The organism is Variovorax nivicola, assembly GCF_051216475.1.
Classification (GTDB): domain Bacteria; phylum Pseudomonadota; class Gammaproteobacteria; order Burkholderiales; family Burkholderiaceae_C; genus Variovorax.
The window spans coordinates 686,874-711,092 of the sequence record NZ_JBPJZK010000005.1 but is presented as its reverse complement, the minus strand read 5'-3'; the positions used below and the strand labels follow the sequence as shown (position 1 = coordinate 711,092).

Below are 24,219 nucleotides of genomic sequence, written 5' to 3'. Positions count from 1 at the left end.
CCGGTGACGATAAGGGCAACGCAATCAAATGGGAGGAATCGCGCAATGCGCACACACCAAGACCACACCGGCTTTGGCCGCCGCATGGCAGCCCTGGCTTGTTTCACGGCCATGTCTTTCTCGGCCGGCGCCGCCGACACGGCGTCCGCCAACCTCGCGCCCGACCTCGATGCAGCGAAGACGGCGCTCACGGCATTCGCGCAATGCGATGCGTCGTTTTTCACCTTGCTGGGTCAGAAGCCGCAGCTCTTCGGATCGGGCGTCGAAGTCGCCATGAATGGCACGGCGGCCGCCCCCACAGTGGCCGACCCGCGGTCGGAAAAAGGACAGCGGCAGCCTTTCGCACGGCCGATCGACGTGGCAGGCCTGCGCCTGCTCGCCTGGCGCAACGAGGTGAGCTACGACGCGACGATGGGCGCATTTCTCTGGTGGGGCTTCGACGTCGAAGGCACGCCCGATACGGCCGCGGACGCCCTCAACCGCCTGCTGCAGCCAGCCCAGCGAGTCGTGAAGACAGGCGCCGAATGGGCTCGCGCGGAAAACCGGCGGATCGGCGATCCCATCGACGCATGGCGCCGTGGTGGCCAGTCCGGGTCAGTGGCGCAGAAGGGCACGGTCGAGCGCGTGCTGCTCATCGAAGCCGACGAGGCGCCCGGCCGGACCAAAGTCTCCTGCGCCTTGCAAGGCTCCGTCACGCCGCCCTTGCTGGAACGCGTGCGTCCCGACCTTCCCGCATCGCTGCAGCAATGAGCGAAGCCAGCATCAGACTCGTCCTGGCCGCCGCGCTGGGACTGACCATCGCGGGCTGCGCGTCGGTGCCCCTCACGGGCCAGGGCGCATGCCGTGCCGCCAGCAACCTGCCGCTGACCGCCAGCAAGGACGCGTATGTGCAACCGGACCGGGCCGTGGCGCTCTGGACCCGTTGTGTCGAGAGCGGACCGCAGACCGCCATCCTGAAGGGCCTGGCGCTGAAGATGCGCAGCCACGTGAGAAGGCAGCTCGAACAGTACGACGAGGCCATCCAGGACCTCGAAGCATCCCAGCGCCTGATTCCACCCCGCGAGGCCTGGGACTTCATCAACCTCGCGTCGCTGTACCGCGATGCAGGGCAGCCCACCAAGGCACTCGAGCTGCTTCGCAAGATGCAGGACGAGCGGCTCGGCCTGTCGGGCATGCCGGCCTACTACCACTTGGGCAGGACCTTGAGCGAGCTCAAGCAATGGCCCGAAGCGACCGAAGCCTTCACCGAGGGCCTGAGCTATCAACCGAACTATGCGTGGGCTTACCTGTACCGCGCCCTCGCGTACGACGCGCAGGGCCAGCGCGAATTGGCCAGGAAGGATCTCGATCGCGGCAAAGAATTGCTGGGCACCGACGCCAAGCCGGCCGATCGTGCGCAATTGCTTGTCTCGCTGCGGCAACCGCCCTTCGATGCGCTGCTTTCCCGGTACGGCTACGACATCGAGACCTTCATCGCCAGATAGCCTCCAACAAACCCTTCAAGAGATTCCAGATGAAGAAGAGCACAGCGCGCATCGCCATCGTTCTGCTTACCGCGATGGCAGGGCATGCAGCCATGGCCGCCGACTACGGCAGCTACCGCGGCAAAGGCGGCATGGGCGCCTACAAGATCGAGTCGAACGTCTACGAGTACCACTACGACAAGGGCTTCACCGGACCCGATGCCACGGGTTGGGACCCGAACCTGCAATTCGCCTGGTCGCGCCTGGGCGCGGCGAAAACCTGCGGCATTCCGTACGACCGCGCGAACGCCGTTGCGGAACTGATCAGGAAGTACCAGCAGGACGCGCTGACGCACGAAATGAACGGCATCGACTTCCACGCGGCGCAGAGCAAGGCCAACCCGAAGTTCTGCACGCCGGAGCGGGTCGAGGAACTCAAGGCCATGATCCCCGCGTTCGAGAAAGGCGACTTTCCGATCCGGTTCTGAAAAACCCGAGGGCCGCACAGCCTCTTTTTGGTGCACACATCTTGCATACCAGTTGGCACAGAAGCTGCTGGTATGCAGGCCTATGGCCATCTCCGCATCCGAAATCAGTGCACGCATCGTCGAAGCGGTGATGGCGCAGAAGCTCGCACCGGGTTCGCGCCTGGGCGAGCAGCAGCTGGCGATGCTGTTCGACTGCAGCCGCACCATCGTGCGCGAGGCTCTCACCCGGCTGGCGGCGCGCGGCATCGTCACGGTGAGCGCGCGGCGCGGCTGGTTCGTCATCGAGCCCTCGCAGGACGAGGCCCGCGAGGCCTTCGAGGCGCGGCGCGTCATTGAGCTGGGCCTCATCCGCAGTGCAGGCAGCACTGGAAAGATCGAGAAGACCGCCCTGCGCCAATTGAAGGCGCACCTTCAGCGTGAAAAGGCCGCACTGAAAGAAAGCGACGTCGGCAACCGCAGCTTCCTGCTGGGCGACTTCCATGTGTGCCTGGCCGAATGCCTGGGCAACACGCTGCTGGCCGACACGCTGCGCGATTACACGGCGCGCACCACGCTGATCGCAATGCTCTACCAGTCCACGCACGACGCGGTGCAGTCGTGCGAAGACCACGTGCAGATCGTCGCGGCGCTGGAGCGCGGCGACCATGCCGCCGCCGAGGCGCTGATGGCCGAGCACATCGGCACGGTGCAGTCGGCCCTTCGCGTGCAGGCCCCCACCGATCCGCTGGCCCAACTGCGCGACGCGCTGGCGCCGCTGCAGAACACGGCCGCCGCCGCTGTACCCGCCGCCCCCAAGGGCAAGCGCCGCAAGCCCGGTGCGCCCCCCGATTCAGATTCTTCGACTTACCTAGGAGCCCTGCTATGACCTTCTCTGCATCCAAACGCCACCTCGCCCTTGCGCTTGCTTCAGTCGCCTTGCTAGCTTCGGCCGGCGGCGCGTACGCCCAGAACGCGCTCGACAACGTGCTCAAGGCCAAGACCATCAAGATCGCCGTGCCCACCGACTACCCGCCCTACGGCTCGGTCGACAAGAACATGAAGCCGCAGGGCCTCGACGTCGAAATGGCCGAGCTCATCGCCGCCAAGCTCGGCGTAAAGGTCGAGCTTGTGCCCGTGACCAGCGCCAACCGCATTCCGTACCTGCAGACCAGGAAGGCCGACCTGGTGATCTCCACGCTCGGCAAGAACCCGGAGCGCGAGAAGGTGATCGAATTCACGTCGGCTTATGCGCCCTTCTTCCAGGCCGTGTACGCCGCCAAGAGCATGAAGCTCACCAGCTTCGCCGACATGGCCGGCAAGACCGTCGCCGTGACGCGCGGCGCGATGGAAGACCAGGAGCTGAACAAGGTGGCACCGCCGAACGTCGACTACCGCCGCTTCGAGGACAACAACGCGACGATCGCGGCCTTCGTGGCAGGCCAGACGCAAACCCTCGCGACCAGCGCGGCGGTTGCTGGCGACATGCTCGCCAAGAATCCGAAGGTGAGCGCCGAGTTCAAGCTGCTGCTGAAAGACAGCCCCTGCTTCGTCGGCGTCGCCAAGGGTGAAACCTCATTGAAGACCAAGGTCAACGAAATCATTGCCGCCGCCAAGAAGGACGGCACGCTGGACGCCATGTCGAAGAAGTGGCTGGGCAAAGTCGCTGGCGACCTTCCCGTCTGATCGAACTGCGCGGCCATGAACATCGAGTTTGACTTTGGCGCGGTGCTCGCCGAATGGCCGCTGCTGCTGCGCGGCGTGGCGTGGACCGTCGGCCTCACCGCCGTGGGCACCGTGCTGGGCATGATCGTCGGCACCTTCTGCGCATGGGCGCGCTCGGGCGGCCCGAAGTGGCTGCGCGCCATCGTGGGCACCTATGTGGAGCTGATCCGCAACACGCCCTTCATCGTGCAGCTGTTCTTCATCTTCTTTGGCCTGCCGGCGGCGGGCGTCAAGCTTTCGCCGGAGGTGGCTTCGGTGATCGCGATGGTGATGAACCTGGGCGCCTATTCCACCGAGATCATCCGCGCCGGCATCGAGGCCACGCCCAAGGGGCAGATCGAGGCGGCCGTGAGCCTGGCGCTGAGCAAGTCGCAGGTGTTCCTGCGCGTGGTGCTGCCGCCGGCGCTGAAGAAAGTGTGGCCCGCAATGGTGAGCCAGATCGTCATCGTGATGCTGGGCTCTGCCGTGTGCGGACAGATATCGACCGAGGAGCTGAGCTACGCCGCCAACCTGATCCAGAGCCGCAACTTCCGCGCCTTCGAGGCTTTCATCATCGCTACGCTGATCTACCTGGCGCTGTCGGTGGCGCTGCGGCGGCTGCTCGACTGGGCGGGGCCGAAGTTCTTCTTCGGCCGCTGACCGAATACCGAGGCCCTTTTCACCATGGCTGATTTTTCTCTCTGGGACATCCTGCGCAACCTGCTGATGGCATTGCGCTGGACCGTCGTGCTGTCGCTCATCGCCTTCATCGGCGGCGGCCTAGTGGGTGCCCTGCTGCTGTTTTTGCGGATGCGCGGCGGCAAGGCGATCGGCAAGGCCGTGGGCCTGTACGTGCAGCTCTTCCAGGGCACGCCGTTGCTGATGCAGCTGTTCCTGGCTTACTTCGGCATTGCGCTGTTCGGCATCGACGTATCGGCGTGGACGGCGGCCAGCGTGGCGCTCACGCTCTACACCAGTGCGTTTCTCACCGAGATCTGGCGCGGCTGCGTGGCCTCTATCCCCAAGGGCCAGTGGGAAGCCTCGGGCAGCCTGGCGCTGAGCTTCGGCGAGCAGATGCGCCACGTGATCCTTCCGCAGGCCGTGAAGATTGCCATCGCGCCCACGGTCGGCTTTCTGGTGCAGGTGATCAAGGGTACGGCGCTGGCGTCGGTGATCGGCTTTGTCGAACTCACCAAGGCCGGCAGCATGATTTCGAACGCCACCTTCAAACCCTTCGTGGTGTTCAGCTGCGTGGCCCTGCTTTATTTCGTGCTGTGCTTCCCCGTGAGCCTGTACGCCAAGAATCTCGAGAGGAAAACCCATGGCCGCCGTGCTTGAACCGCAACAACCCGCCACCTCGGTGGGCGCCCCCATCGTGCGCATCACCGCGCTGCGCAAGTCGTACGGCACCAACGAAGTCTTGAAGGGCATCGACCTCGACGTGAAACGCGGCGAGGTGATCGCCATCATCGGCAAGAGCGGCTCGGGCAAGAGCACGCTGCTGCGCTGCATCAACGGGCTCGAGGTGTTCCAGGAAGGCTCGCTCACGGTGGACGGCAAGCCGTTGCTGCACGAAAGCGCCATGGCCATGCGCGAGCTGCGCCAGCGCGTGGGCATGATCTTCCAGAGCTTCAACCTGTTCCCGCACCTCACGGTCGGCAAGAACGTGATGCTCGCGCCCACGCTGGTGAAGAAGCGCGGCAGCCTGGAAGCGGCCTCGCAGGCGCGCAAGCTGCTCACGCGCGTGGGCCTGGCCGAAAAATTCGACGCCATGCCCGACCAGCTTTCGGGCGGCCAGCAGCAGCGCGTGGCCATCGCCCGTGCGCTGGCGATGGAACCGGCCGTGCTGCTGTGCGACGAAATTACGTCGGCGCTCGACCCCGAACTGGTGGGCGAAGTGCTGCGCGTGGTGGAGTCGCTGGCCGACGAGGGCATGACGCTCCTGATGGTCACGCACGAGATGAGCTTCGCGCGCAAGGTCAGCGACCGCGTGATCTTCATGCACCAGGGCCGCGTGCACGAGATGGGGCCGCCAGCGGAGCTGTTCGGCAATCCGCAGACGGCGGAGCTGAAGCAGTTCTTGTCGTCGCTGCATGACTGACTGAGGTGCTTGCGGTCGGCTATCCTCGGCCCCCGCGATGCACATCGAACAAGCAACCCCCTCCGAAGCGGCCACAGTTGCCGCCGTTCTGAACGAAGCCGCCCAATGGCTCGCCGCCGATGGCCGGCCGCTGTGGTCGGCCGCCGACGTCGGCCTCGAGCGCGTGCAGCGCGACACCGATGCCGGGCGTTACTTCATCGCACGCGAAAACGGCGGCGTAGCCGGGGTGATGCGGCTCGACATGGAAGACCCCTTCTTCTGGCCCGAGATCGAACCGGGCAGCTCCGCGTTCGTGCACAAGCTGGCTGTTCGCCGGTCATGGGCGCGGCAAGGCGTGTCGGCCGCCCTCCTGGCCTTTGCGCGCGAGCGCGCCTTCGGGCTCGGGCGCAAGCATCTTCGGCTCGATTGCGTGGCAGACAGGGCGGCCCTGCGAAGCCTCTACGAGCGCTTCGGGTTCATGCTGCACAGCGAGATTCAAAAAGGCACCACGTCCTTTGCCCGCTACGAACTCCCCTTGGGCAACTAGCCAGCCTCGCGCCGCGCCATGCAATTCAAATGGATGGAGGACTTCATCGCGCTGGCGCAAACGCGCAGCTTCACACGCGCGGCCGAGCTTCGCCATGTCACGCACCCGGCCTTCGGGCGGCGCATCCGCGCACTCGAGTCGTGGGCCGGCGCGACGCTGATCGAACGCGGCAGCTCGCCGGTCGTGCTCACGGCGGCAGGCGAGAGCTTTCTGGACAACGCCAGCCAGGTGGTGCGCAGCGTCGAGGGCTCGCGTGAAGAGGTGCACAACGTGGCCGGCCGGCAGGCCCGCACGGTGACAGTGGTCACGGGCCGCACGCTGGCGCGCACGGTAATGGCCGACTGGCTGGTGCGGCTGCAACCCGTGCTGCGCGATGGCGAGGTGCGCGTGCTGACAGGCGCGCTGGCGGAAACGGTGCGGATGCTGGAACACAACGAGGTGGATTTCTCGCTGATCTTTCACCACGCCGCGCTCACTTTCCGGCTCGACGGGCGGCAGTTTTCCCACGTGACGGTGGCGTCCGACAAGCTCGTGCCCGTGTCGCGCACCGATGCGCAAGGCCTTGCCAGGCACAACTTCGACGGCGCCGGCGAGGTGCCTTTTCTGTCTTATGTCCGCACGCTCGCCATGGGCCGCATGGTGGAAGACCTGCTCGCCAACAACCCGCAGGCGCCGCGCCTCCAACGTCGCATCGAATGCGACTCGGCCGATGCGCTCTACGAGTACGTGCTGAGAGGGCTGGGCGTGGCATGGTTGCCCTGGTCGATGGTACAGGGCGATTGCAAGGCCGGTCGGCTGGTGCCCGTGGGCGGCCGGCGCATGGAGGTGCGCTTCGAGGTTCGGCTCTATCGGCCGAAGCGCCGGCTGGGTCCGCTGGCCGAGGATGTGTGGCGGGCAATGACGCCGCGCTAGCCCAATCGGCACGACCTCGTGCCAGTACGGCACCACGCAGGAATCATCGGCCCCGCAGAATCCTCGGGATTACTACAACTCCGAGGCAACGATGCGTCTTCCCCGTGCTTTCTCTTCATGTCTCGCCATGGCCCTGTGCGGCCTTGCCTGGGCCGCAGCCAGCCCGGCCAATGCCCAGGCCTACCCGAACAAGCCCATCACGCTGGTGGTGGCCTACCCGCCGGGCGGCTCGACCGATCTCACCGGGCGTGCGCTCGGCGTCGAGTTGTCCCATCGCCTTGGCGTACCGGTAATCATCGACAACGTGGGCGGCGCCGGTGGCGCCATCGGCGCGCAGAAAGTCGCCAATGCCGCACCCGATGGCTACACGCTGCTCGCCGGTGCCAGCAACGAAGTGGCAATCAGCAGGCTGGTCAACAGCAACGTGAAATACGAGCCCAAGGACTTCACCCCCATCGGCCTGATTGCCTCGCAGCCGCTGGTTCTGGTGGCCGCCCCGGGCGCCGGCGTGAAGAACACCGGCGACTTCCTCGCGCTGCTGAAAAAGAACCCCGGCAAGTACAGCTATGGCAGCTCCGGCGTCGGAACCTCGCTGCACCTGGCCGGAGAAATGCTCAAGCAGCAGGGCGGCGTCTTCATGACGCACGTGCCCTACCGCGGCGTGGCGCCGCTCACCAATGACCTGCTGGGCGGCAACATCGACTTCGGCGTGTTCGTCCTCTCCAGCGCCCTGCCCTACATCCGCAGCGGCAAGATGGTGGCGCTGGGCACCACCGAGGCCAAGCGCTCGGCCATCACGCCCGATCTGCCGGCGCTCAGCGAGAGCCCGAGCCTCAAGGGCCTGGACATCGGCGTCTGGTTCGCGCTGCTGGGGCCGGCGAAGCTGCCGGAGCCGGTGCTGGCCAGGCTGAAGACGGCACTGAACGAGACGCTGCAGTCGCCCGACTTCCGCAAGAAGATGGAAGCCACCAGCTCGGTCGTCCCGGCGTCGAACGTGGACATCGAAAAATTCCTGGTCACCGAGACCGCCAAGTACAAGACCATCGTCAAATTCGCCAACATCAAGGAATGAGCTTGTCCACGCTGTTTCAACTCCCCGCCCCCGATCTCTCTGCCTGGCGCGCCGGCAACACCGGCGTCGAAGGCGTCTGGCACTTCGAAGCCGAAGCGCCCGGCCGGCACGTGATGATCAGCGCGCTCGTGCATGGCAACGAAGTGTGCGGCGCCTGGGCGCTCAAGGGCCTGCTGGAGGCCGGCGTGCGCCCGCAGCGCGGCACGCTCACGCTGGCGTTCTGCAACCTGGAAGCCTTCGACACGTTCGACGTGGCCGACCACGATGCCTCGCGCTTTGTCGACGAAGACCTCAATCGCCAGTGGTTGCCCGATCGCATCGAGGCCGGGGGCACACGGGAGCGGCGTCGCGCCGCGGCGCTGCTGCCTTATGTGACTCAGGCCGACTGGCTGCTCGACCTGCACTCGATGCATGAGCCCTCGGCGCCGCTGACGCTCACCGGCATCCAGCCGCGCAATCTGCAGCTGGCGCAGGCAATGCGCAGCCCGGAGCACGTGGTCATCGACGCAGGCCACAAGGACGGCGTGCGCATGCGCGACTTCGGCCGGTTCGGCGCGCCCGATGCCGACGCGCGGAGCGACTCCCTCGCGCTGCTGGTCGAATGCGGTTTCCACGGCGACCCGGCCAGCCGCACGGTGGCGCAAGACCAGTGCGCGCGCTTCCTGCGGGCGGCCGAAACGCTGGACGGCGACGCCATCGCGCAACAACTGCCCGGCTGGTTGCAGCCCGACGCGCCCCGCCAGTGGGCGCTGGACGTGACCGGCCCGGTGGTCGCGCGTAGCGAGGACTTCCGCTTCGCCCAACCCTTCACTGGCCTGGAAGTGATCGCCCAGGCCGGCACCGTCATCGGCTGGAACGACGGCGAGCCCGTGACCACGCCGTACGACGACTGCGTGCTCGTGATGCCCTCGACGCGCCAGGCCAAGCCGGGCGTGACGGTGGTGCGCTACGCCCGTCGCCGGCTGCTCTGAGGCACTCCCCGGCGGGCGACTGGCGGGAACCTTTGCGGCTGTGGCAAGCTCGGGACGGTATGAACCTCCGCACCCCGTCCCCCACCTCCCGTCGCCAGGTGCTGCGCGCGCTGCTGGGCGCCGCGGCCCTGCAGGCGCCCTTCGCGGCGCTGGCCGGCTTCAATTTCTTCACCGGCGAATACACCGCCACCCGCGACGAGCTGCAGACGCAGATTGCCAAGCGCTTTCCGGTGGCCGAGCGCTATGCCGAGATCTTCATGGTCGGGCTGCGCGATCCGCAGTTGGGCCTGGACGCACGCGGCAACCGCGCGGCCATCACGGCCACGCTGACCATCGCCAGCCCGCTGCTGGCGGCCTCGCCGGTGCAGGGCGTGGTGTCGGTCAGCAGCGCGCTGAGGTACGACCCGGCCACGCGCGCGCTGCGGCTCGACCAGCCCAAGGCCGAGCGCCTCGAGCTGCAGGGCGTTGAAGGCCGCGATGCCGAGCGGCTGCAGAAGGTCGGCGCCGTGGTCGCGCAGGAGCTGCTGCAGGGCCAGGTGCTGCGCAGCTTCACGGCCGACGAGCTCACGGTCGGGCGCAAGACCTACGAGATCGGCGACATCACGGTGCAAGACAACGGCATCAAAGTGCAGCTCAAATGAAATACGCCCTTCTCGCCTCCGCCCTGCTCGTTGCCGGTTGTGCCGCCGTCCTGCCCACGGCCAAGCAGCACTTCGACCTCGAAGCCCACCGCGGCGGACGCGGGCTGGCACCCGAGAACACGCTGGCCGCGTTCTCCAATGCCGTCGACATGGGCATGACCACGCTCGAACTCGACATCGGGCTCACAGCCGACGGCGTGGTCGTGATCTCGCACGACACCTCGCTCAACCCCGACCACACGCGCGATGCGAGCGGCGCATGGCTGGCGCCGAACACCGGCGCGGCCATCCGCTCGCTCACGCTTGCGCAGCTGCAAACCTACGACGTGGGCCGCCTCAACCCGGCGAGCAACTACGGCAAGCAGTTCGCGCTGCAGCAGCCGCGAGACGGCGAGCGCATTCCCACGCTGGCCGCGCTGTTCGCGCAGGTGCAGGCACGCGGCGCCGACGCGGCCACGGTGCGCTTCAACATCGAGACCAAGATCGATCCGACAAAGCCGGAAGAAACCGCAGCGCCCGAGCCGATGGTTCGCGCGCTGCTCGCCGAGATCGACAAGGCGAAGATGGCCGACCGCGTGACGATCCAGAGCTTCGACTGGCGCACGCTGGCACTGGTCGGCAAGCTCGCGCCGCAGCTGCCGCGCGCCTACCTGACGACGCCCCGCACGCTGAAGGACAGCCGCTGGACAGCCGGGTTCGACGCAGCCGGCTTCGCATCAGTGCCACAGATGGTCAGGGCCGCTTCGGCCAATGCGCCGGGCCCGGTGATCTGGTCGCCGGCCTTTGCCGACCTGACGCCCACAGTCATCAAGGAAGCGCAGAAGCTCGGCCTGAAGGTGCTGCCCTGGACCGTGAACCAGCGCGCCGACATGCAGCGGCTGATGGACTGGGGCGCGGACGGGATCATCACGGACTACCCGGACATCCTGCGCGACCTGATGCGCGAGCGCGGGCTGTCGCTGCCACCGCCCGGAAAGAACAAGCAATGAGCGCCGCACAGCAACTCGACGCCATTGCCGCGCGCATCGCGGCCCTGCGCACCGACGCAGACGGCTCCGTCACCACGCTGTCGAACGAAACCCGCGCCAGCACCGAGCTGCTCGGCGCCCTGCCCCCGCGCTACGGCGAGGTGCTGCTGAGCCTGCTCGACCGGCTGGAGTCGAGCGCGCTCTTCAGCGAGGAAAGCTGCTCCTTCAGCCAGAAAGACCTGCTCGACAACCTGCAGGTGTGGGTGGACAAGGCCCGCGGCCAACTGGTGTCTTGATCTGATGTCCTAGGACGCAGGTTTATCATCCCGCCCCATGCGCACCTTGCTGCTCGCCCTCATGATCGTCCTGCTGCCCATCCGCGGCTGGCTCGGCGATGCCATGGCGGTAGAGATGGTGCGGCATTCGCTGCCGACGGCAGAGGCGGCCGTGTCCATGGCGACTGCGGCCACCGAAGCCCATTGCCACGAGGCGATGGATGACAGCAACAGCACGGACATGCACATGGACATGGCGGACCACGCCGGTTCGCATGACAACAGCAGCAACGACGGCGCCGGCCATCAAGGCTGCGGTACCTGCACCGCCTGCCAGGTCTGCCATACGGTTGCGCTTGGCGGCATGCCCCTCGTCAACATCGTGCACAGCGCGCCCCAGGCGCCGCCCGCAGCACACGCGGCCCGCTTCGCCAGCGCAGAGCCCGCACCGGGCCTGAAGCCGCCCATTTCCTGATCTCCCTGCCCGTAGTCCGTCCGCAGTGAGCCCATTCCGGCTCGCAGCGTCCGTCGTATTGCTCATGGAGATCGAGCGTGAACCACATTGTTCGCCGGCAGCGTGCCGGCCCCCCTTGCTATCGAAGAAGTAGCGCGCTGCTCAAACGCGCCGCTGCATTCGCAAGCGTCCTAATACTGGCCGGCTGCGCCAGCCTCTCGCCCGACGGCGGCACCGCCGACGTGCAGGCGCTGGTCTCCGGCAACCCGCTGATGGCTGGCACCGCAGCCCAGCGCACACCTGACGAGGCCTCGCAAAAGAGCGTCGATGCACTGCTCGCCAAGCCGCTGGACGTCGAAGCCGCGGTGCGAATCGCGCTCATCAACGGCCCGCGCGTGCAGGACGCCTTTGCCACCCTGCAGCTGAGCGATGCCGATCGCGTGCAGGCCGCGAGCCTGCCGAATCCGATGCTTTCCTTCAGCCGCCTGGCGCAGGGCAGCGAACGCGAGTTCGAGCGGATGCTCAGCTTCAATGTGGTGGGCCTGGTCACGCTGCCATGGCAGGCCCGCTGGGCCGGCCAACGGCACGAGGCGGCCAAGCTGCAGGCTGCGCAGAGCGTGTTAATGCTGGCCGCCGACACCCGCCGCGCCTGGGTGCGCGCGGTGGCGGCGCAGCAGAGCGTGGTCTACCTGCGCGACGCGAAGGAAGCGGCCGAAGCGGGCGCCGAACTCGCGCACCGCATGGCCCAGGTCGGCAACTGGAGTGCCCTGCAGCGCACGCGCGAACAACTGCTGCTGGCCGATGCGTCCGCGCAGCTCGCTCGGGCCGAGCAAGCGGCCGTTGCCTCGCGCGAGCAGCTCACGCGACTGCTCGGGCTGAGCGGCGACCGCGCCGCCAGCTACACCCTGCCAGACCGCCTGCCACCGCTGCCGAAGGCCGCGCCGGAACTGGGCGACGTGCAGGCGCTGGCGCTGCGCGACCGTCTAGACGTTCGCTCGGCCCAAGCGCAGAACTCGGCCGTGGCCGGCTCGCTCGGCCTGACGCATGCCACCAGCGTGATCAACGCGATGGAACTGGGCGTGGTGCGCAACACCACCTTCGACAACGACGCCGATCGCACGAAAAAGACCAAGCGCGGCTTCGAACTCGACCTGCCCATTCCGATCTTCGACTGGGGCCAGGCTCGCAACGGCCGCGCCGAGGCGCAGTACCTGCAGTCGGCCGCCCGCGTGCGCGACGTGGGCGTGCTCGCCACGAGCGAGGCGCGCGAAGCGTGGCAGGGCTGGAACACCGCCTACGCCATTGCCCGCCGCTACCGCGACGAGGTGTTGCCGCTGCGCAAGAAGGTCAACGAAGAGATGGTGCTGCGCTACAACGGCATGCTCGCCAGCGTGTGGGAGCTGCTCAGCGAAACGCGCGCCAGCATGCTCGCCGTGAACGCCGGCATCGAGGCGCAGCGCGATTTCTGGCTGGCGGACACCGATCTGCAGTTGGTGCTCACGGGCAGCTCGCCCGGTGGAATGACGGCTGCGCAGACCGCATCGGCCGGCGATGCCCCCGCAACGGGAGGCCATTGAAATGAACCGTCGCAACTTCTTCGCAGGCGCAGCCACTGCCGTCGCCGCAACCACCGTCAGCCGTGTGTCCATGGCAGCGCTGCCCGAACCCGTTTCGCAAGGCTCCACCGCCGCTGCGCCGCCACTTGTTCCACCGAACGGCCGCCCCTACAACCCCGTCGTCACGCTCAACGGCTGGACGCTGCCCTGGCGCATGAACGCCGGTGTCAAGGAATTCCACCTCGTCGCCGAGCCCGTGGTGCGCGAGATGGCGCCCGGCTTCAAGGTCAACATGTGGGGCTACAACGGCCAGTCGCCCGGCCCAACCATCGAGGTGGTCGAGGGCGACCGCGTGCGCATCTTCGTCACGAACAGGCTGCCCGAGCACACCACCGTGCACTGGCACGGCCAGCGCCTGCCCAACGGCATGGACGGCGTGGGCGGCATCACGCAGCCGCACATTCCGCCGGGCAAGACCTTCGTCTACGAGTTCACTGCGCGCCGGCCCGGCACCTTCATGTACCACCCACATGCCGACGAGATGGTGCAGATGGCGATGGGGATGATGGGCTTCTGGGTCACGCATCCGAAAGAGAACCATCCGCTCATCGACCCGGTGCAGCGTGACTTCTGCTTTTTGCTCGGCAGCTTCGACGTGGAGCCCGGCAGCGCCACGCCCAAGGTCAACACCATGACCGACTTCAACATCTGGAGCTTCAACAGCCGCGTGTTCCCGGCCATCGACACGCTCAACGTGCGCAAGGGCGACCGCGTGCGCATTCGCGTGGGCAACCTCACGATGACCAATCACCCCATTCACATCCACGGCCACGAGTTCGAGGTGACCGGTACAGACGGCGGCCCCGTGCCGCGCACCGCGCGCTGGCCCGAGGTGTCGGTGGATGTGGCGGTGGGCCAGATGCGGCAGATGGAATTCATCGCCGACGAGGAAGGCGACTGGTCGCTGCACTGCCACAAGGCGCACCACACCATGGGGCCGATGGGCCACGACGTGCCGACCATGATCGGCGTGGACCACAAGGGCGTGGCCGAGAAGATCCGCAAGCTCGTGCCCGACTACATGGTGATGGGCGACAAGGGCATGGCCGACATGGGCGAAATGGAAATGCCCATTCCCGACAACACCGTGCCGATGATGACCGGCACCGGGCCCTTTGGCTCCGCCGAGATGGGCGGCATGTTCACGCTGCTGAAAGTGCGGCGCGACCAGAAGCCCGGCGACTACCGCGACCCGGGTTGGTTCAAGCACCCGCCCGGCACCGTCGCACGCGAAGTGCCGAACGCGAACGTGCCGCCGGCCACGCGCAAGGAAACGCCCGCGCCGTCGATGAAGAGCGGCACCCCCGACGCAACCGTGCGCAAGCCCTCCGGGTCTGGCGCACACAACCACTGATCCGTTTCATTTCTGGAGCTCAACTCATGAACAAGACACTCATCAAGTCCATCGCAGCGGGCCTCGTGCTCGCGGCTGTCGCCACTGCTTCGCTGGCGCACGAAGCGCACAACGGCCCCAAGCCCAAAGGCGCCGCCGCGCTCGCGCCCGAGCAGAAGGCCTGGGGCATCGCAGGCAAGGCCGGCGCGGTGAAGCGGACCATCGACATCGCAATGGCCGACGACATGACCTTCACGCCCTCGGTCATCGAAGTGCGCGAAGGCGACACCATCCGCCTGCGCCTGAAGAACCGCGGCAAGGAACTGCACGAACTCGTGCTCGGCACCACCGCCGAGATCGAAGCCCACGCGGCCATGATGAAGAAATTCCCGGACATGGAACACGACGACCCGTGGATGGTGCACGTGCCCGCCGGCAAGACCGGCGACATGGTCTGGACCTTCAACCGCGCTGGCGATTTCGACTTCGCCTGCCTCGTGAAGGATCACTACGAGCTCGGCATGGCCGGCCGCATCCGCGTGCTGCCTGCCTCCGGCAAGTCCTGAAGGAGAACCCATGCAAAGAAGAAACCTGCTGCTGGCACTGGCTTCCACTGCCGTGCCTTTCACTGCGATGGCCGCGGCGCCGACGGTCGAGATCTGGAAAGACCCGAACTGCGGCTGCTGCCAGGACTGGGTGAAGCACCTCAACAAGAGCGGCTTCGCCACGCGCGTGCACGACGAAGGCAACGCAGCGGCACGCACCCGCCTGGGCGTGCCCGCCAAGCTGGGCTCGTGCCACACGGGCCTCGTCGGCGGCTACGCCATCGAAGGCCATGTGCCCGCACGCGAAGTGCAGCGGCTGCTCAAGGAAAAGCCCAAGGCCATCGGCCTCGCGGTGCCCGGCATGCCGGTTGGCTCGCCGGGCATGGACGGCCCGGCTTACGGCGATCAGCGCGATCCCTACGACGTGCTGCTGGTGCAGGCCGACGGCAGCACGCGCATCTATCAAAGCTATCGCTGAATCAACCAACTACCGAGGAAAGCAAACTCATCATGAAGAAACTGTTCACCGCACTCTCCGCCGCCCTGCTCGCCGCAGCCGCCTTCGCGCAAGCCGCCCTGCCATCCGTCGAAGGCGAGGTCCGCAAGATCGACCTTGATGCGAAGAAGATCACTCTGAAGCACGGCGACATTCCCAATCTCGAGATGACGGGCATGACGATGGTCTTCCGCGTGAGCGACCCCGCGCTGCTCACGAAGGTGAAGCCCGGCGACAAGGTGCAGTTCACGGCCGACAAGGTCGACGGCGCACTCACGGTGCTGTCGATAGCGCCAGCGAACTGAGGTCCGTCTGCGTGCGTCTTGCGGAACTGGAGCGCGGCGAACTCTAGGACTTGAAGCGCCCCGGATCGAAGGGCGCCAGCGGTATCTCCGCCGCAACACCCGCGAGCAGCTGCGCTGCCAGCCGCCCCGTGCGCGCCGAGCCGCACAGGCCGACGTGACCATGCCCGAAGGCCAGCACGATGTCGGCGCTGGCGCCTGACGGGCCGATGCAGGGCAGCCCGTCGGGCAGGCTCGGGCGGTGTCCGAGCCAATGCTTCACGGAAGGCGCGCCCGGCGCGGGCCGTGCAAGCGACGGAAACATCGATTGCAGATGCTCGTGCAGGATTTCGGCGCGGCGCCAGTCGGGCGCCGCTTCGAGGCCCGCGATCTCGACCTGCCCTGCCGCGCGCAGGCCGCCGTCCATCCAGTGCGCGATGAGCTTGCCGTCGGCCACCATGGTTGGCGTGCGCGGGCCGGCCGCGGCGTCTTCGACGACCACGTGGTAGCCGCGCTCAGACTCCAGCGGCACCGCTGAGCCGGCCGCTGCGGCCAGCGGGCCCGAACGGGCACCGGCGCAGATAGCGGCGCCGTCGCAGGCAATCTCGCCGGCCTCGGTGCGCACGGCGCGCAGCCGGCCGCCCTCGATGCGAAAACCCGTCGCGCGGGCGGTGATTCGCTCGGCGCCCGCATCGAGCGCATGCCGCGCCAAGGCAGCCACGTAGGCGCCCGGATTGCGGCAGTGGCCGGCCTCGGGCACGAAGATGCCGAGCGTGTAGCGCGCCGCCAGATCGGGCTCGCGGCGGCGCAGTTCGTCTTCCGGCCATTCTTCCCACCGGACGCCGACGCGCCCACGCACACGCCAGCCCAGCGCATCACCGTCGAACTCTGCGCGCGAGCGGTAGGCGTGCAGCAGCCCGCGCCGCTCGATGAGCTGCGGCACGCCGGCCTCGGCGGCCAGTTGCGCGTGCAGCGCGGGCGCGTCGGCCAGCAGCGTGCGCAGTGCATCGGCCGTGCGCTGCACGCGCGCCTCGGTCCAGCCCGAAGCCAGGTAACGCAGCAGCCATGGCAGGGCCCGCGGCAGGTAGCGCCAGCGCAGGGCGAGCGGCCCGAGCGGGTCAGCCAGCCAACCCGGCACCTTGCGCCAGGCCCCCGGCAGCGCGGGCGGCACCACGGAGTGCGACGACAGCCAACCGGCATTGCCGTAGCTCGTGGCCTGCGGACCGCCCGGTTCGCCGGGCTCCACCACCGTCACGCGCAGGCCCGCGCGCAAGGCCTCGATAGCGGTGGCGCTGCCCACCGCGCCTGCGCCGATCACCACGACATGACGGCGGCCGCCGTCGGGGGAGGAGAAACTTCTTGCAACTGTCATGGTGGGGATCGTAGAGGGTGCGGTCTCATAATCGGCCGCCATGTCTGCCTCGTCTTCCACCCCCTCCCATCCCTCCGGTGCCGCCGGCGCCATCACCGACGTTGCCGGCATCGAAGTCGGCCACTTCTCCGACACCCGCCGCCCCACCGGCTGCACTGTTGTCATGGCCCGCGACGGCGCCGTGGCCGGCGTGGACGTTCGCGGCGCCGCCCCCGGCACGCGCGAGACCGACCTGCTCGCGCCCGGCAACCTCGTGCAGCAGGTGCACGCCGTGATGCTCGCGGGCGGCAGCGCCTGGGGCCTGGCGGCGGCCGATGGCGCGATGCGCTGGATGGAAGAACGCAACATCGGCATGGACGTGCGCTTCGGCACCCTGCCCATCGTGCCGGCGGCCGTGCTGTTCGACCTGCCCATGGGCGACGCGCGCATCCGCCCCGACGCCGCGGCCGGCTATGCCGCCTGCGAGGCCGCTAGCACCGCGGCACCTGCCGAAGGCAACGTAGGCGCGGGCACCGGCGCGCTGGTGGGCAAGCTCTTTGGCGTGCATCGCGCGATGAAGGGCGGCATCGGCACCGCATCGGTCACGGTCGGCGGCGTCACTGTGGGCGCGCTGATTGCGGTGAATTCGCTGGGCGACGTGATCGACCACAACACCGGCCAGCCCGTGGCCGGCGCGCGCACCGAAGACGGCAAGGCGCTGCTGGACACCCGCCGCGCCCTGCTGCGCGGCGACAGCCCCAAGCCGCTGCTGGCGGGCACCAACACCACCATCGGTGTGATCGCCACCGACGCGGTGCTGACCAAGGTGCAGGCCAACCGGCTCGCCATGGTCGCGCACGACGGGCTGGCGCGCTCCATCAACCCGGTGCACACCATGAGCGACGGCGACACGCTGTTCGCGCTGGCCACCGGCCGCGTGCCACTGGAAGGCAACGCTCCCGGCATGACAGTGCTCAGCACCATGGCCGCCGAGGCGGTGGCCATTGCCACGCTGCGCGCGGTGCATGCGGCGCGCACGGTGACGGTGGGCGAGCTGCACATTCCCTGCGCGGCGGATCTCGCCGCAGCGCGCGGCTGAACACGAGAAGACCACCATGGCGTTCCCCAGAACCCTGAAGCTGATCCTGCTGTCGATCCGCGACCTGATCGCGTCGGCAGGGCCGATCATTTTCATCGTCATCGGCCTGCTGATTGCCGCCTACTGGTGGCTGCAGCCGCAGCCGCCCAAGCACGTGACGCTGGCCACCGGCCCCACCGGCAGCGCATATGCGCAGTTCGGCAAGCGCTATGCCGAAGCCCTCAAGCACAGCGGCATCGAAGTGGAGCTCAAGCCCACCTCGGGCTCGACCGAGAACCTGCAGTTGCTGCGCACCGGCGGTGCCGACGTGGCCTTCGTGCGCGGCGGCAGCGCCGACCCGGTGGCCGACGAAGAAGCCGGCCTCACTTCGCTCGGCAGCCTGTTCTACGAGCCGATCTGGCTCTTCTACCGCGCCGACTCGGCGCAGAAGATCGATCGCAAGACCGGCACGCTGACCACGCTCGCCCAGTTGCGCGGCCTGCGCGTGAACATCGACCTGCAGGGCAGCGGGCTTCCGGACATCATGGAGCGCCTGCTCAAGGCCAACAGGCTGGGCCCCGACGACCTGCTGCTGTCGAACCTCGAACAGGCGTCGGCCGCCGAGGCGCTGGCGGCCGGACTGCTCGATGCCATCGTGCTGTCTTCCGCGCCGCAATCGCCGCAGGTGCAACGCCTGCTGCGCTCGGACGACATCAAGCTCATGGACTTCGGTCAGGCCGACGCCTACTCGCGGCGCTTTCCGTTCCTCTCGGCGGTGACGCTGCCGCGCGGCGTGGTCGACCTCTCGAAAGACCTGCCGCCGCACGACGTGGCGCTGCTCGCGGCCACCACCTCGCTGCTGTCGCGCGACGAAACCCACCCGGCCCTGCGCCAGCTGTTCGCGCAGGCGGCGCAATCGGTGCACAGCGGCGCCGGCTGGTTCAACCGGGCTCGCGACTTCCCCAACACCCGCACCAGCGAACTGCCGGTGAGCCCCGAGGGCGACCGCGCCATCAACGGCACGCCGCCGATCTGGCAGCGCTACCTGCCCTTCTGGGCCAGCAACCTGGTCGAGCGCATGTGGCTGGTGCTGGGCGGCCTGCTGGTGTTGATGCTGCCGCTGAGCCGCGTGGTGCCGCCGCTGTACCAGTTCCGTGTGCGCCGGCGCGTGTTCCGCTGGTATGCGCGACTGCGCGACATCGAGGCCAAGGTCGATGCAAAGACGGAAGTGAAGGAGGCCGAACAGAAGTCCCTGCTCGAAGACCTCGACCAGCTCGACCACGTGGTGAACAAGGTGGCGGTGCCGCTGTCGTACGCCGACGAGCTCTATGCGCTGCGCAACAACATCTATGCGGTGCGCAAGCGGGTGCTGGCCCGTGCGCCGCAAGGCAGCGCAGGCGGAGCGGGCGGTGGGGCCGGGCCGACGACCGCGGCGAACGATACCGCCTGATGGCGCCCTGCATTCGACCTTGCGCACGCTGATCGATTTCGCACAGCCGCGCGGTGACGGCGCGAGCCGGCTGCGCCTGTCTTTCGGTGCGCCTTCGCGCGTGCTGGTGGCGCGGACGGCAGCCGAAGTGCGACCCGTGCTCGAAGCCGTCGAGGCTATGGCGCGCGAGGGACGCTGGTGCGTGGGGTATCTGCGCTACGAGGCTGCGGCGGCCTTCGATCCCGCATTCGCGGTGCATGCAGCGGACGGGCCGTTGGCCTGGTTCGGCATTCACGACGAAGCGCTGCCCTGGCCTGCAGCCGGGAACGACGCTTCGCCAGTGCCCACTGTCGATTGGCAAAACAGCCTCTCGCGCGCCGACTTCGACGGGCGCATGCAGGCCATTCACCGCGCGATTGCGAACGGTGAGCTCTACCAGCTCAACTACACCGCTGCATTGCATGCCGGCTTTCACGGCGATGCACGCGACTGGTTCCTTGCGCTACGAGAGGCGCAGCCCGTCGGCTACACCGCCTTCATCGACACCGGCGAAGAGCAGGTGCTGTCGGTGTCACCCGAACTCTTCTTCGACTGGCATGGCGACCGCATCCTGACGCGCCCCATGAAGGGCACGGCCCCGCGCGGCGCCACGCCCGCCGAAGACGAGGCGCTGGCGCAGCGGCTGCGCACCGTGCCGAAGGAACGGGCCGAGAACGTGATGATCGTGGACCTGATCCGCAACGACCTCTCGCGCGTGGCCCGGCCCTTCTCGGTGCGCGTGCCTCGGCTGTTCCACACCGAGGCGCTGCCGACCGTGTGGCAGATGACATCGGACGTCGAAGCCGTCGTGTGCGAAGGCACCACGCTGGCCGACGTGTTCGGGGCGCTGTTTCCATGCGGCTCGATCACCGGCGCGCCCAAGGTCAGCGCAATGCGCATGATCCGCGAACTGGAGCCCGAGGCGCGCGGTGTGTACTGCGGCGCCGTGGGCGTGGTGCAGCCCGGCGGGCATGCGACTTTCAATGTGCCGATTCGCACAGTCACGCTGCGCGGTGGCGAGGCGCGTTGCGGCATCGGAAGCGGCATCACCGCCGATGCGCAAGCCGATGCCGAGTGGGAGGAGTGGCGGCACAAGCGCGCCTTCCTGTCGCACGCAAGGCGACCCGCGAAGCCGCCTTTCGAGTTGCTCGAAACGCTGGCGCTGGCGGAAGGCGAATTGCGCGATGCACCGGCGCACTTGGCACGCATGGCAAACGCCGCCCGGCATTTCGGCTACGCGTGGAACGAAGCGCAGGTCGCCGCCTGCCTGTATCGTCTTCAAGCACAGCACGCGAACAGCACGTGGCGCGTGCGCCTGCTGCTCGACGCACAAGGCACGCCCCGCGCCGAAGCCTTCGCGATGGAAGCGCCGCCCGCACGCGTGCAACTGCAGCTCGCGGACCGCAGCTTCGATGAATCGGGCAGCGACTTCACCCGCTTCAAGACCACCCGCCGCGCCCACTACGAAGCCTTCGCGCCCACCGCTCCGGGCGTGTTCGACACCCTGCTCTGGAACCGCGACGGCGAGATCACCGAATGCACGCGCGGCAACATCGCCCTGCTGCTCGACGGCTGCTGGGTCACACCGCCCTTGCACTGTGGTTTGCTGAACGGCATCGGCCGCGCCGGCCGCGTGCGCAGCGGCCAGCTTGCCGAAACGGTCGTGCGGGTGGACGATCTGCCCCGGGTGCAGGCGCTGGCCTTCGTGAACAGCCTGCGCGGCTGGCTGGATGCCTATCTGAATGTCCCGCAAAAATAGTTCGACAAAGCGCTTGACTTAGAGCGCGCTCTAATTTCGAGAATCAACGCCATGGAAACCAGTCTGACCATTGCGGAAGTCGCAGAGCGAACCGGCCTCACGGCCTACACGCTGCGCTATTACGAACGCATCGGGCTGATTGCCGCGGTGCCGCGTGCACCAGGCGGCCAGCGGCGGTATGCGAGCGCCGACATGGACTGGCTGGCTTTCCTGTTGCGCCTGCGCGAGACCGGCATGCCCATCCAGGGCATGCAAGCCTTCGCCAGGCTTCGAAACCAGGGGGACGCCAGCGTCGGCGAACGGCGCGAGATACTCGAACAGCATCTCGCCGAAGTTCAGGCCAAGATGGCGGCGCTGCAGCAATCCATGCAGGCGCTGTCGTTCAAGATCGACCACTACCGCGCGGTCGAGAAGACGAAGAAGCGTCCTCCTTCATCGGGCACTGCCCCGGAAGGAAAGACGAGCAATGACGAACACACAGAACCAGGGCCACGACGACAACCTGCGCTACACGCGCGGACTGGCCAAGCTGCACGAGATCGACGGTGAAGGCGGCGTCAAGGTGGTCGAGAGCCTGGCCGGCATCGCGCCCGACTTCGCCCGCCTGGTGATCGAGTTTCCGTTCGGCGACATCTACTCGCGCCCCGGCCTCGACCTGCGCGCCCGCGAGATCGCAACGGTGGCCGCACTCACGGCCATGGGCAATGCAGCGCCGCAGCTGAAGGTGCACATCCAGGCCGCACTGAACGTCGGCGTCACGCGCACGGAAGTGATCGAAATCATGATGCAGATGGCGGTGTACGCGGGCTTCCCGGCGGCGCTCAACGGCATCTTCGCCGCACGCGAGGTTTTCGCGGCGGACGATGAAAAAAGCGCGCGGCCCCTTGCGGAACCGCGCGCTCTTGCTGAAGCGACCGAAGCCGCCTAAGGCTTACTTCAGGGCTTTGTAGCGCATGCGCTTGGGCTTGGCGCCTTCTTCGCCGAGGCGCTTCTTCTTGTCGGCTTCGTACTCCTGGTAGTTGCCGTCGAAGAAGGTCCACTGGCTGTCGCCTTCGGCGGCCAGGATGTGCGTGGCGATACGGTCGAGGAACCAGCGGTCATGGCTGATCACCATGACCGTGCCGGCGAATTCGAGCAGCGCGTCTTCGAGCGCGCGCAAGGTTTCCACGTCCAGGTCGTTCGACGGTTCATCGAGCATCAGCACGTTGCCGCCGGCGATCAGGGTCTTGGCGAGGTGCAAACGACCGCGCTCGCCGCCCGACAGCGTGCCGACCTTCTTCTGCTGGTCCGCACCGTTGAAGTTGAAGCGACCTGCATACGCACGGCTGGCCATCTGGAACTTGCCGACGTTGATGATGTCCAGGCCGTTCGAGATGTCCTCCCACACGGTCTTCTGATTGGCGAGCTCGTCGCGGTGCTGGTCGACGAAAGCCGCCTTGACGGTCGAGCCGATGACCACACTGCCGGCGTCCGGCTGCTCCTTGCCCGCGAGCAGCTTGAACAGCGTCGACTTGCCGGCGCCGTTCGGGCCGATGATGCCGACGATGGCGCCTGGCGGCACGGTGAAGCTCAGGTTGTCGATCAGCATGCGGTCGCCGAAGGACTTGCTGACGCCGTGGAACTCGAACACCTGCTGACCCAGCCGCTCGGCCACAGGAATGAAGATTTCCTGCGTTTCGTTGCGCTTCTGGTATTCCATGTCGCTCAGCTCTTCGAAGCGGGCCAGGCGTGACTTGCTCTTGGCCTGGCGTGCCTTCGGGTTCTGGCGCGACCACTCCAGCTCCTTCTTCAGCGCCTTGGCGTGAGCTTCTTCGCTCTTCTGCTCCTGCGCCAGGCGTTCGCCCTTCTGCTCGAGCCAGGTGCTGTAGTTGCCCTTCCAGGGAATGCCGCGACCGCGGTCCATTTCCAGGATCCACTCGGCCGCGTTGTCGAGGAAGTAGCGATCGTGGGTGATGGCCACCACGGTGCCTGTGAAGCGCTGCAGGAACACTTCGAGCCACTCCACCGATTCGGCGTCCAGGTGGTTGGTCGGCTCATCGAGCAGCAGCATGTCGGGCTTGGACAGCAAGAGGCGGCACAGCGCCACGCGCCGCTTTTCGCCACCTGACAGCAGGCCGATCTTCGCGTCCCACGGCGGAAGGCGGAGGGCATCGGCGGCGATTTCCAGTTGATGTTCGGAATCGGTGCCGGCGGTGGCGATGATGGCTTCGAGCTGGGCCTGCTCGGCCGCCAGCGCGTCGAAGTCGGCGTCTTCGGCACCATAGGCGATGTACACCTCTTCGAGGCGCGCCTTGGCCGCAAACACCGCGCCCATGGACTCTTCGACCGATTCGCGCACCGTGTGCTCGGTGTTGAGCTTGGGTTCCTGCTCCAGATAGCCGATCGTCATTCCCGGCATGGGCAGCGCCTCGCCCTCGAACTCCTTGTCCACACCCGCCATGATCTTGAGCAGCGTGGACTTGCCCGAGCCGTTCAGGCCGAGCACGCCGATCTTGGCGCCGGGGAAGAAAGAGAGCGAAATGTCTTTCAAGAGCTGCCGCTTGGGCGGCACGGTCTTGCTGACGCGGTTCATCGAATAGACGTATTGAGCCATCTGGGGGTAGTTACCTTGGGTAGCGGAGATTCGGGAAAAGCGCGGGCGCCCGAAAGCGGTATTCGGGCGCGGCAAACCACACATTATCGACTCATGCGACAATAGCCACCGTTGCCGGGTCCAGTTGCCCGCAACACCGGCTCTCTGC

The 24,219-nt window shown here is 67.3% G+C and carries 28 protein-coding genes; 26 read left to right on the top strand and 2 right to left on the bottom strand.

The window, feature by feature from the left end; genetic code table 11:
- Positions 1-45: 45 nt before the first annotated feature.
- The 21 genes from ACSFBF_RS23620 to ACSFBF_RS23520 all read left to right on the top strand — a co-directional run bounded on the left by ACSFBF_RS23620 (position 46) and on the right by ACSFBF_RS23520 (position 15,846).
- On the top strand, positions 46-750 hold the full coding sequence (locus ACSFBF_RS23620) for a hypothetical protein (RefSeq protein WP_435471207.1): 705 nt from the start codon (positions 46-48) through the stop codon (positions 748-750).
- Positions 747-1,484: a tetratricopeptide repeat protein gene (locus ACSFBF_RS23615; protein WP_435471205.1), complete on the top strand. Its 738-nt coding sequence runs from the start codon at positions 747-749 to the stop codon at positions 1,482-1,484. Before ACSFBF_RS23620 ends, ACSFBF_RS23615 begins: the two co-directional genes overlap by 4 nt.
- Before the next feature lie 29 nt (positions 1,485-1,513).
- Positions 1,514-1,951: a hypothetical protein gene (locus ACSFBF_RS23610; protein ID WP_435471203.1), complete on the top strand. Its 438-nt coding sequence runs from the start codon at positions 1,514-1,516 to the stop codon at positions 1,949-1,951.
- Between the two features lie 82 nt (positions 1,952-2,033).
- On the top strand, positions 2,034-2,816 hold the full coding sequence (locus ACSFBF_RS23605) for a GntR family transcriptional regulator (RefSeq protein WP_435471201.1): 783 nt from the start codon (positions 2,034-2,036) through the stop codon (positions 2,814-2,816).
- A complete protein-coding gene (locus tag ACSFBF_RS23600; protein ID WP_435471199.1) occupies positions 2,813-3,613 on the top strand; it encodes a transporter substrate-binding domain-containing protein in 801 nt (266 codons plus the stop codon). The genes ACSFBF_RS23605 and ACSFBF_RS23600 overlap by 4 nt, the downstream gene beginning before the upstream one ends.
- Before the next feature lie 15 nt (positions 3,614-3,628).
- Positions 3,629-4,291: an amino acid ABC transporter permease gene (locus ACSFBF_RS23595; RefSeq protein ID WP_093058300.1), complete on the top strand. Its 663-nt coding sequence runs from the start codon at positions 3,629-3,631 to the stop codon at positions 4,289-4,291.
- A gap of 24 nt (positions 4,292-4,315) precedes the next feature.
- A complete protein-coding gene (locus tag ACSFBF_RS23590) occupies positions 4,316-4,969 on the top strand; it encodes an amino acid ABC transporter permease (RefSeq protein WP_435471197.1) in 654 nt (217 codons plus the stop codon).
- A complete protein-coding gene (locus ACSFBF_RS23585; RefSeq protein WP_093078782.1) occupies positions 4,953-5,732 on the top strand; it encodes an amino acid ABC transporter ATP-binding protein in 780 nt (259 codons plus the stop codon). Before ACSFBF_RS23590 ends, ACSFBF_RS23585 begins: the two co-directional genes overlap by 17 nt.
- Before the next feature lie 37 nt (positions 5,733-5,769).
- The gene (locus ACSFBF_RS23580; protein WP_435471195.1) at positions 5,770-6,258 is read left to right on the top strand and encodes a GNAT family N-acetyltransferase; all 489 of its coding nucleotides are present in this window, start codon (positions 5,770-5,772) and stop codon (positions 6,256-6,258) included.
- A gap of 18 nt (positions 6,259-6,276) precedes the next feature.
- On the top strand, positions 6,277-7,170 hold the full coding sequence (locus tag ACSFBF_RS23575) for a LysR family transcriptional regulator (RefSeq protein ID WP_435471193.1): 894 nt from the start codon (positions 6,277-6,279) through the stop codon (positions 7,168-7,170).
- A 91-nt stretch (positions 7,171-7,261) separates the two neighbouring features.
- Positions 7,262-8,242: a Bug family tripartite tricarboxylate transporter substrate binding protein gene (locus ACSFBF_RS23570; RefSeq protein ID WP_435471191.1), complete on the top strand. Its 981-nt coding sequence runs from the start codon at positions 7,262-7,264 to the stop codon at positions 8,240-8,242.
- Between the two features lie 2 nt (positions 8,243-8,244).
- Positions 8,245-9,213, top strand: coding sequence for a M14 family metallopeptidase (locus tag ACSFBF_RS23565; protein WP_435471189.1), 969 nt, complete (start codon positions 8,245-8,247; stop codon positions 9,211-9,213).
- A 59-nt stretch (positions 9,214-9,272) separates the two neighbouring features.
- Positions 9,273-9,854: a DUF1439 domain-containing protein gene (locus ACSFBF_RS23560; RefSeq protein ID WP_435471187.1), complete on the top strand. Its 582-nt coding sequence runs from the start codon at positions 9,273-9,275 to the stop codon at positions 9,852-9,854.
- On the top strand, positions 9,851-10,843 hold the full coding sequence (locus tag ACSFBF_RS23555; protein WP_435471185.1) for a glycerophosphodiester phosphodiesterase: 993 nt from the start codon (positions 9,851-9,853) through the stop codon (positions 10,841-10,843). The genes ACSFBF_RS23560 and ACSFBF_RS23555 overlap by 4 nt, the downstream gene beginning before the upstream one ends.
- Positions 10,840-11,118, top strand: a complete 279-nt coding sequence (locus ACSFBF_RS23550) for a hypothetical protein (protein ID WP_435471183.1) — start codon at positions 10,840-10,842, stop codon at positions 11,116-11,118. Before ACSFBF_RS23555 ends, ACSFBF_RS23550 begins: the two co-directional genes overlap by 4 nt.
- 37 nt (positions 11,119-11,155) lie before the next feature.
- Positions 11,156-11,572 carry a hypothetical protein gene (locus ACSFBF_RS23545; protein ID WP_435471181.1) on the top strand — a complete coding sequence of 139 codons (417 nt, stop codon included), beginning with the start codon at positions 11,156-11,158 and terminating at the stop codon, positions 11,570-11,572.
- Between the two features lie 77 nt (positions 11,573-11,649).
- On the top strand, positions 11,650-13,128 hold the full coding sequence (locus tag ACSFBF_RS23540; protein WP_435471180.1) for a TolC family protein: 1,479 nt from the start codon (positions 11,650-11,652) through the stop codon (positions 13,126-13,128).
- A gap of 1 nt (position 13,129) precedes the next feature.
- Positions 13,130-14,521, top strand: coding sequence for a multicopper oxidase family protein (locus ACSFBF_RS23535; RefSeq protein ID WP_435471178.1), 1,392 nt, complete (start codon positions 13,130-13,132; stop codon positions 14,519-14,521).
- Positions 14,522-14,547: 26 nt separating this feature from the next.
- Positions 14,548-15,066 (top strand): cupredoxin domain-containing protein, encoded by a 519-nt coding sequence (locus ACSFBF_RS23530; RefSeq protein ID WP_435471176.1) that lies wholly within the window; start codon positions 14,548-14,550, stop codon positions 15,064-15,066.
- Between the two features lie 10 nt (positions 15,067-15,076).
- Positions 15,077-15,523, top strand: a complete 447-nt coding sequence (locus ACSFBF_RS23525; protein ID WP_435471174.1) for a DUF411 domain-containing protein — start codon at positions 15,077-15,079, stop codon at positions 15,521-15,523.
- 32 nt (positions 15,524-15,555) lie between these two features.
- Positions 15,556-15,846, top strand: a complete 291-nt coding sequence (locus ACSFBF_RS23520; protein WP_435471172.1) for a copper-binding protein — start codon at positions 15,556-15,558, stop codon at positions 15,844-15,846.
- A 43-nt stretch (positions 15,847-15,889) separates the two neighbouring features.
- Here the strand turns inward: ACSFBF_RS23520 and ACSFBF_RS23515 are convergent, their stop codons facing one another.
- Positions 15,890-17,194 (bottom strand): NAD(P)/FAD-dependent oxidoreductase, encoded by a 1,305-nt coding sequence (locus ACSFBF_RS23515; protein WP_435471170.1) that lies wholly within the window; start codon positions 17,192-17,194, stop codon positions 15,890-15,892.
- A gap of 40 nt (positions 17,195-17,234) precedes the next feature.
- Between ACSFBF_RS23515 and ACSFBF_RS23510 the strand changes: the two genes are divergently transcribed.
- The 5 genes from ACSFBF_RS23510 to ACSFBF_RS23490 are packed head-to-tail and all read left to right on the top strand — an operon-like array spanning position 17,235 to position 22,406.
- Positions 17,235-18,272 (top strand): P1 family peptidase, encoded by a 1,038-nt coding sequence (locus tag ACSFBF_RS23510; RefSeq protein WP_435471168.1) that lies wholly within the window; start codon positions 17,235-17,237, stop codon positions 18,270-18,272.
- 16 nt (positions 18,273-18,288) lie between these two features.
- Entirely contained in the window at positions 18,289-19,701 is a 1,413-nt protein-coding gene (locus ACSFBF_RS23505) for a TAXI family TRAP transporter solute-binding subunit (RefSeq protein WP_435471166.1), read from the top strand.
- A 19-nt stretch (positions 19,702-19,720) separates the two neighbouring features.
- Positions 19,721-21,478 carry an aminodeoxychorismate synthase component I gene (gene pabB / locus ACSFBF_RS23500; RefSeq protein WP_435471164.1) on the top strand — a complete coding sequence of 586 codons (1,758 nt, stop codon included), beginning with the start codon at positions 19,721-19,723 and terminating at the stop codon, positions 21,476-21,478.
- Positions 21,479-21,529: 51 nt separating this feature from the next.
- Positions 21,530-22,027, top strand: a complete 498-nt coding sequence (locus ACSFBF_RS23495) for a MerR family transcriptional regulator (protein ID WP_435471162.1) — start codon at positions 21,530-21,532, stop codon at positions 22,025-22,027.
- Complete coding sequence (locus ACSFBF_RS23490; RefSeq protein ID WP_435471160.1) at positions 21,945-22,406, top strand: carboxymuconolactone decarboxylase family protein; 462 nt, start codon at positions 21,945-21,947, stop codon at positions 22,404-22,406. Before ACSFBF_RS23495 ends, ACSFBF_RS23490 begins: the two co-directional genes overlap by 83 nt.
- Before the next feature lie 3 nt (positions 22,407-22,409).
- Here the strand turns inward: ACSFBF_RS23490 and ettA are convergent, their stop codons facing one another.
- Entirely contained in the window at positions 22,410-24,071 is a 1,662-nt protein-coding gene (gene ettA / locus ACSFBF_RS23485; protein ID WP_435471158.1) for an energy-dependent translational throttle protein EttA, read from the bottom strand.
- Positions 24,072-24,219: the final 148 nt, after the last annotated feature.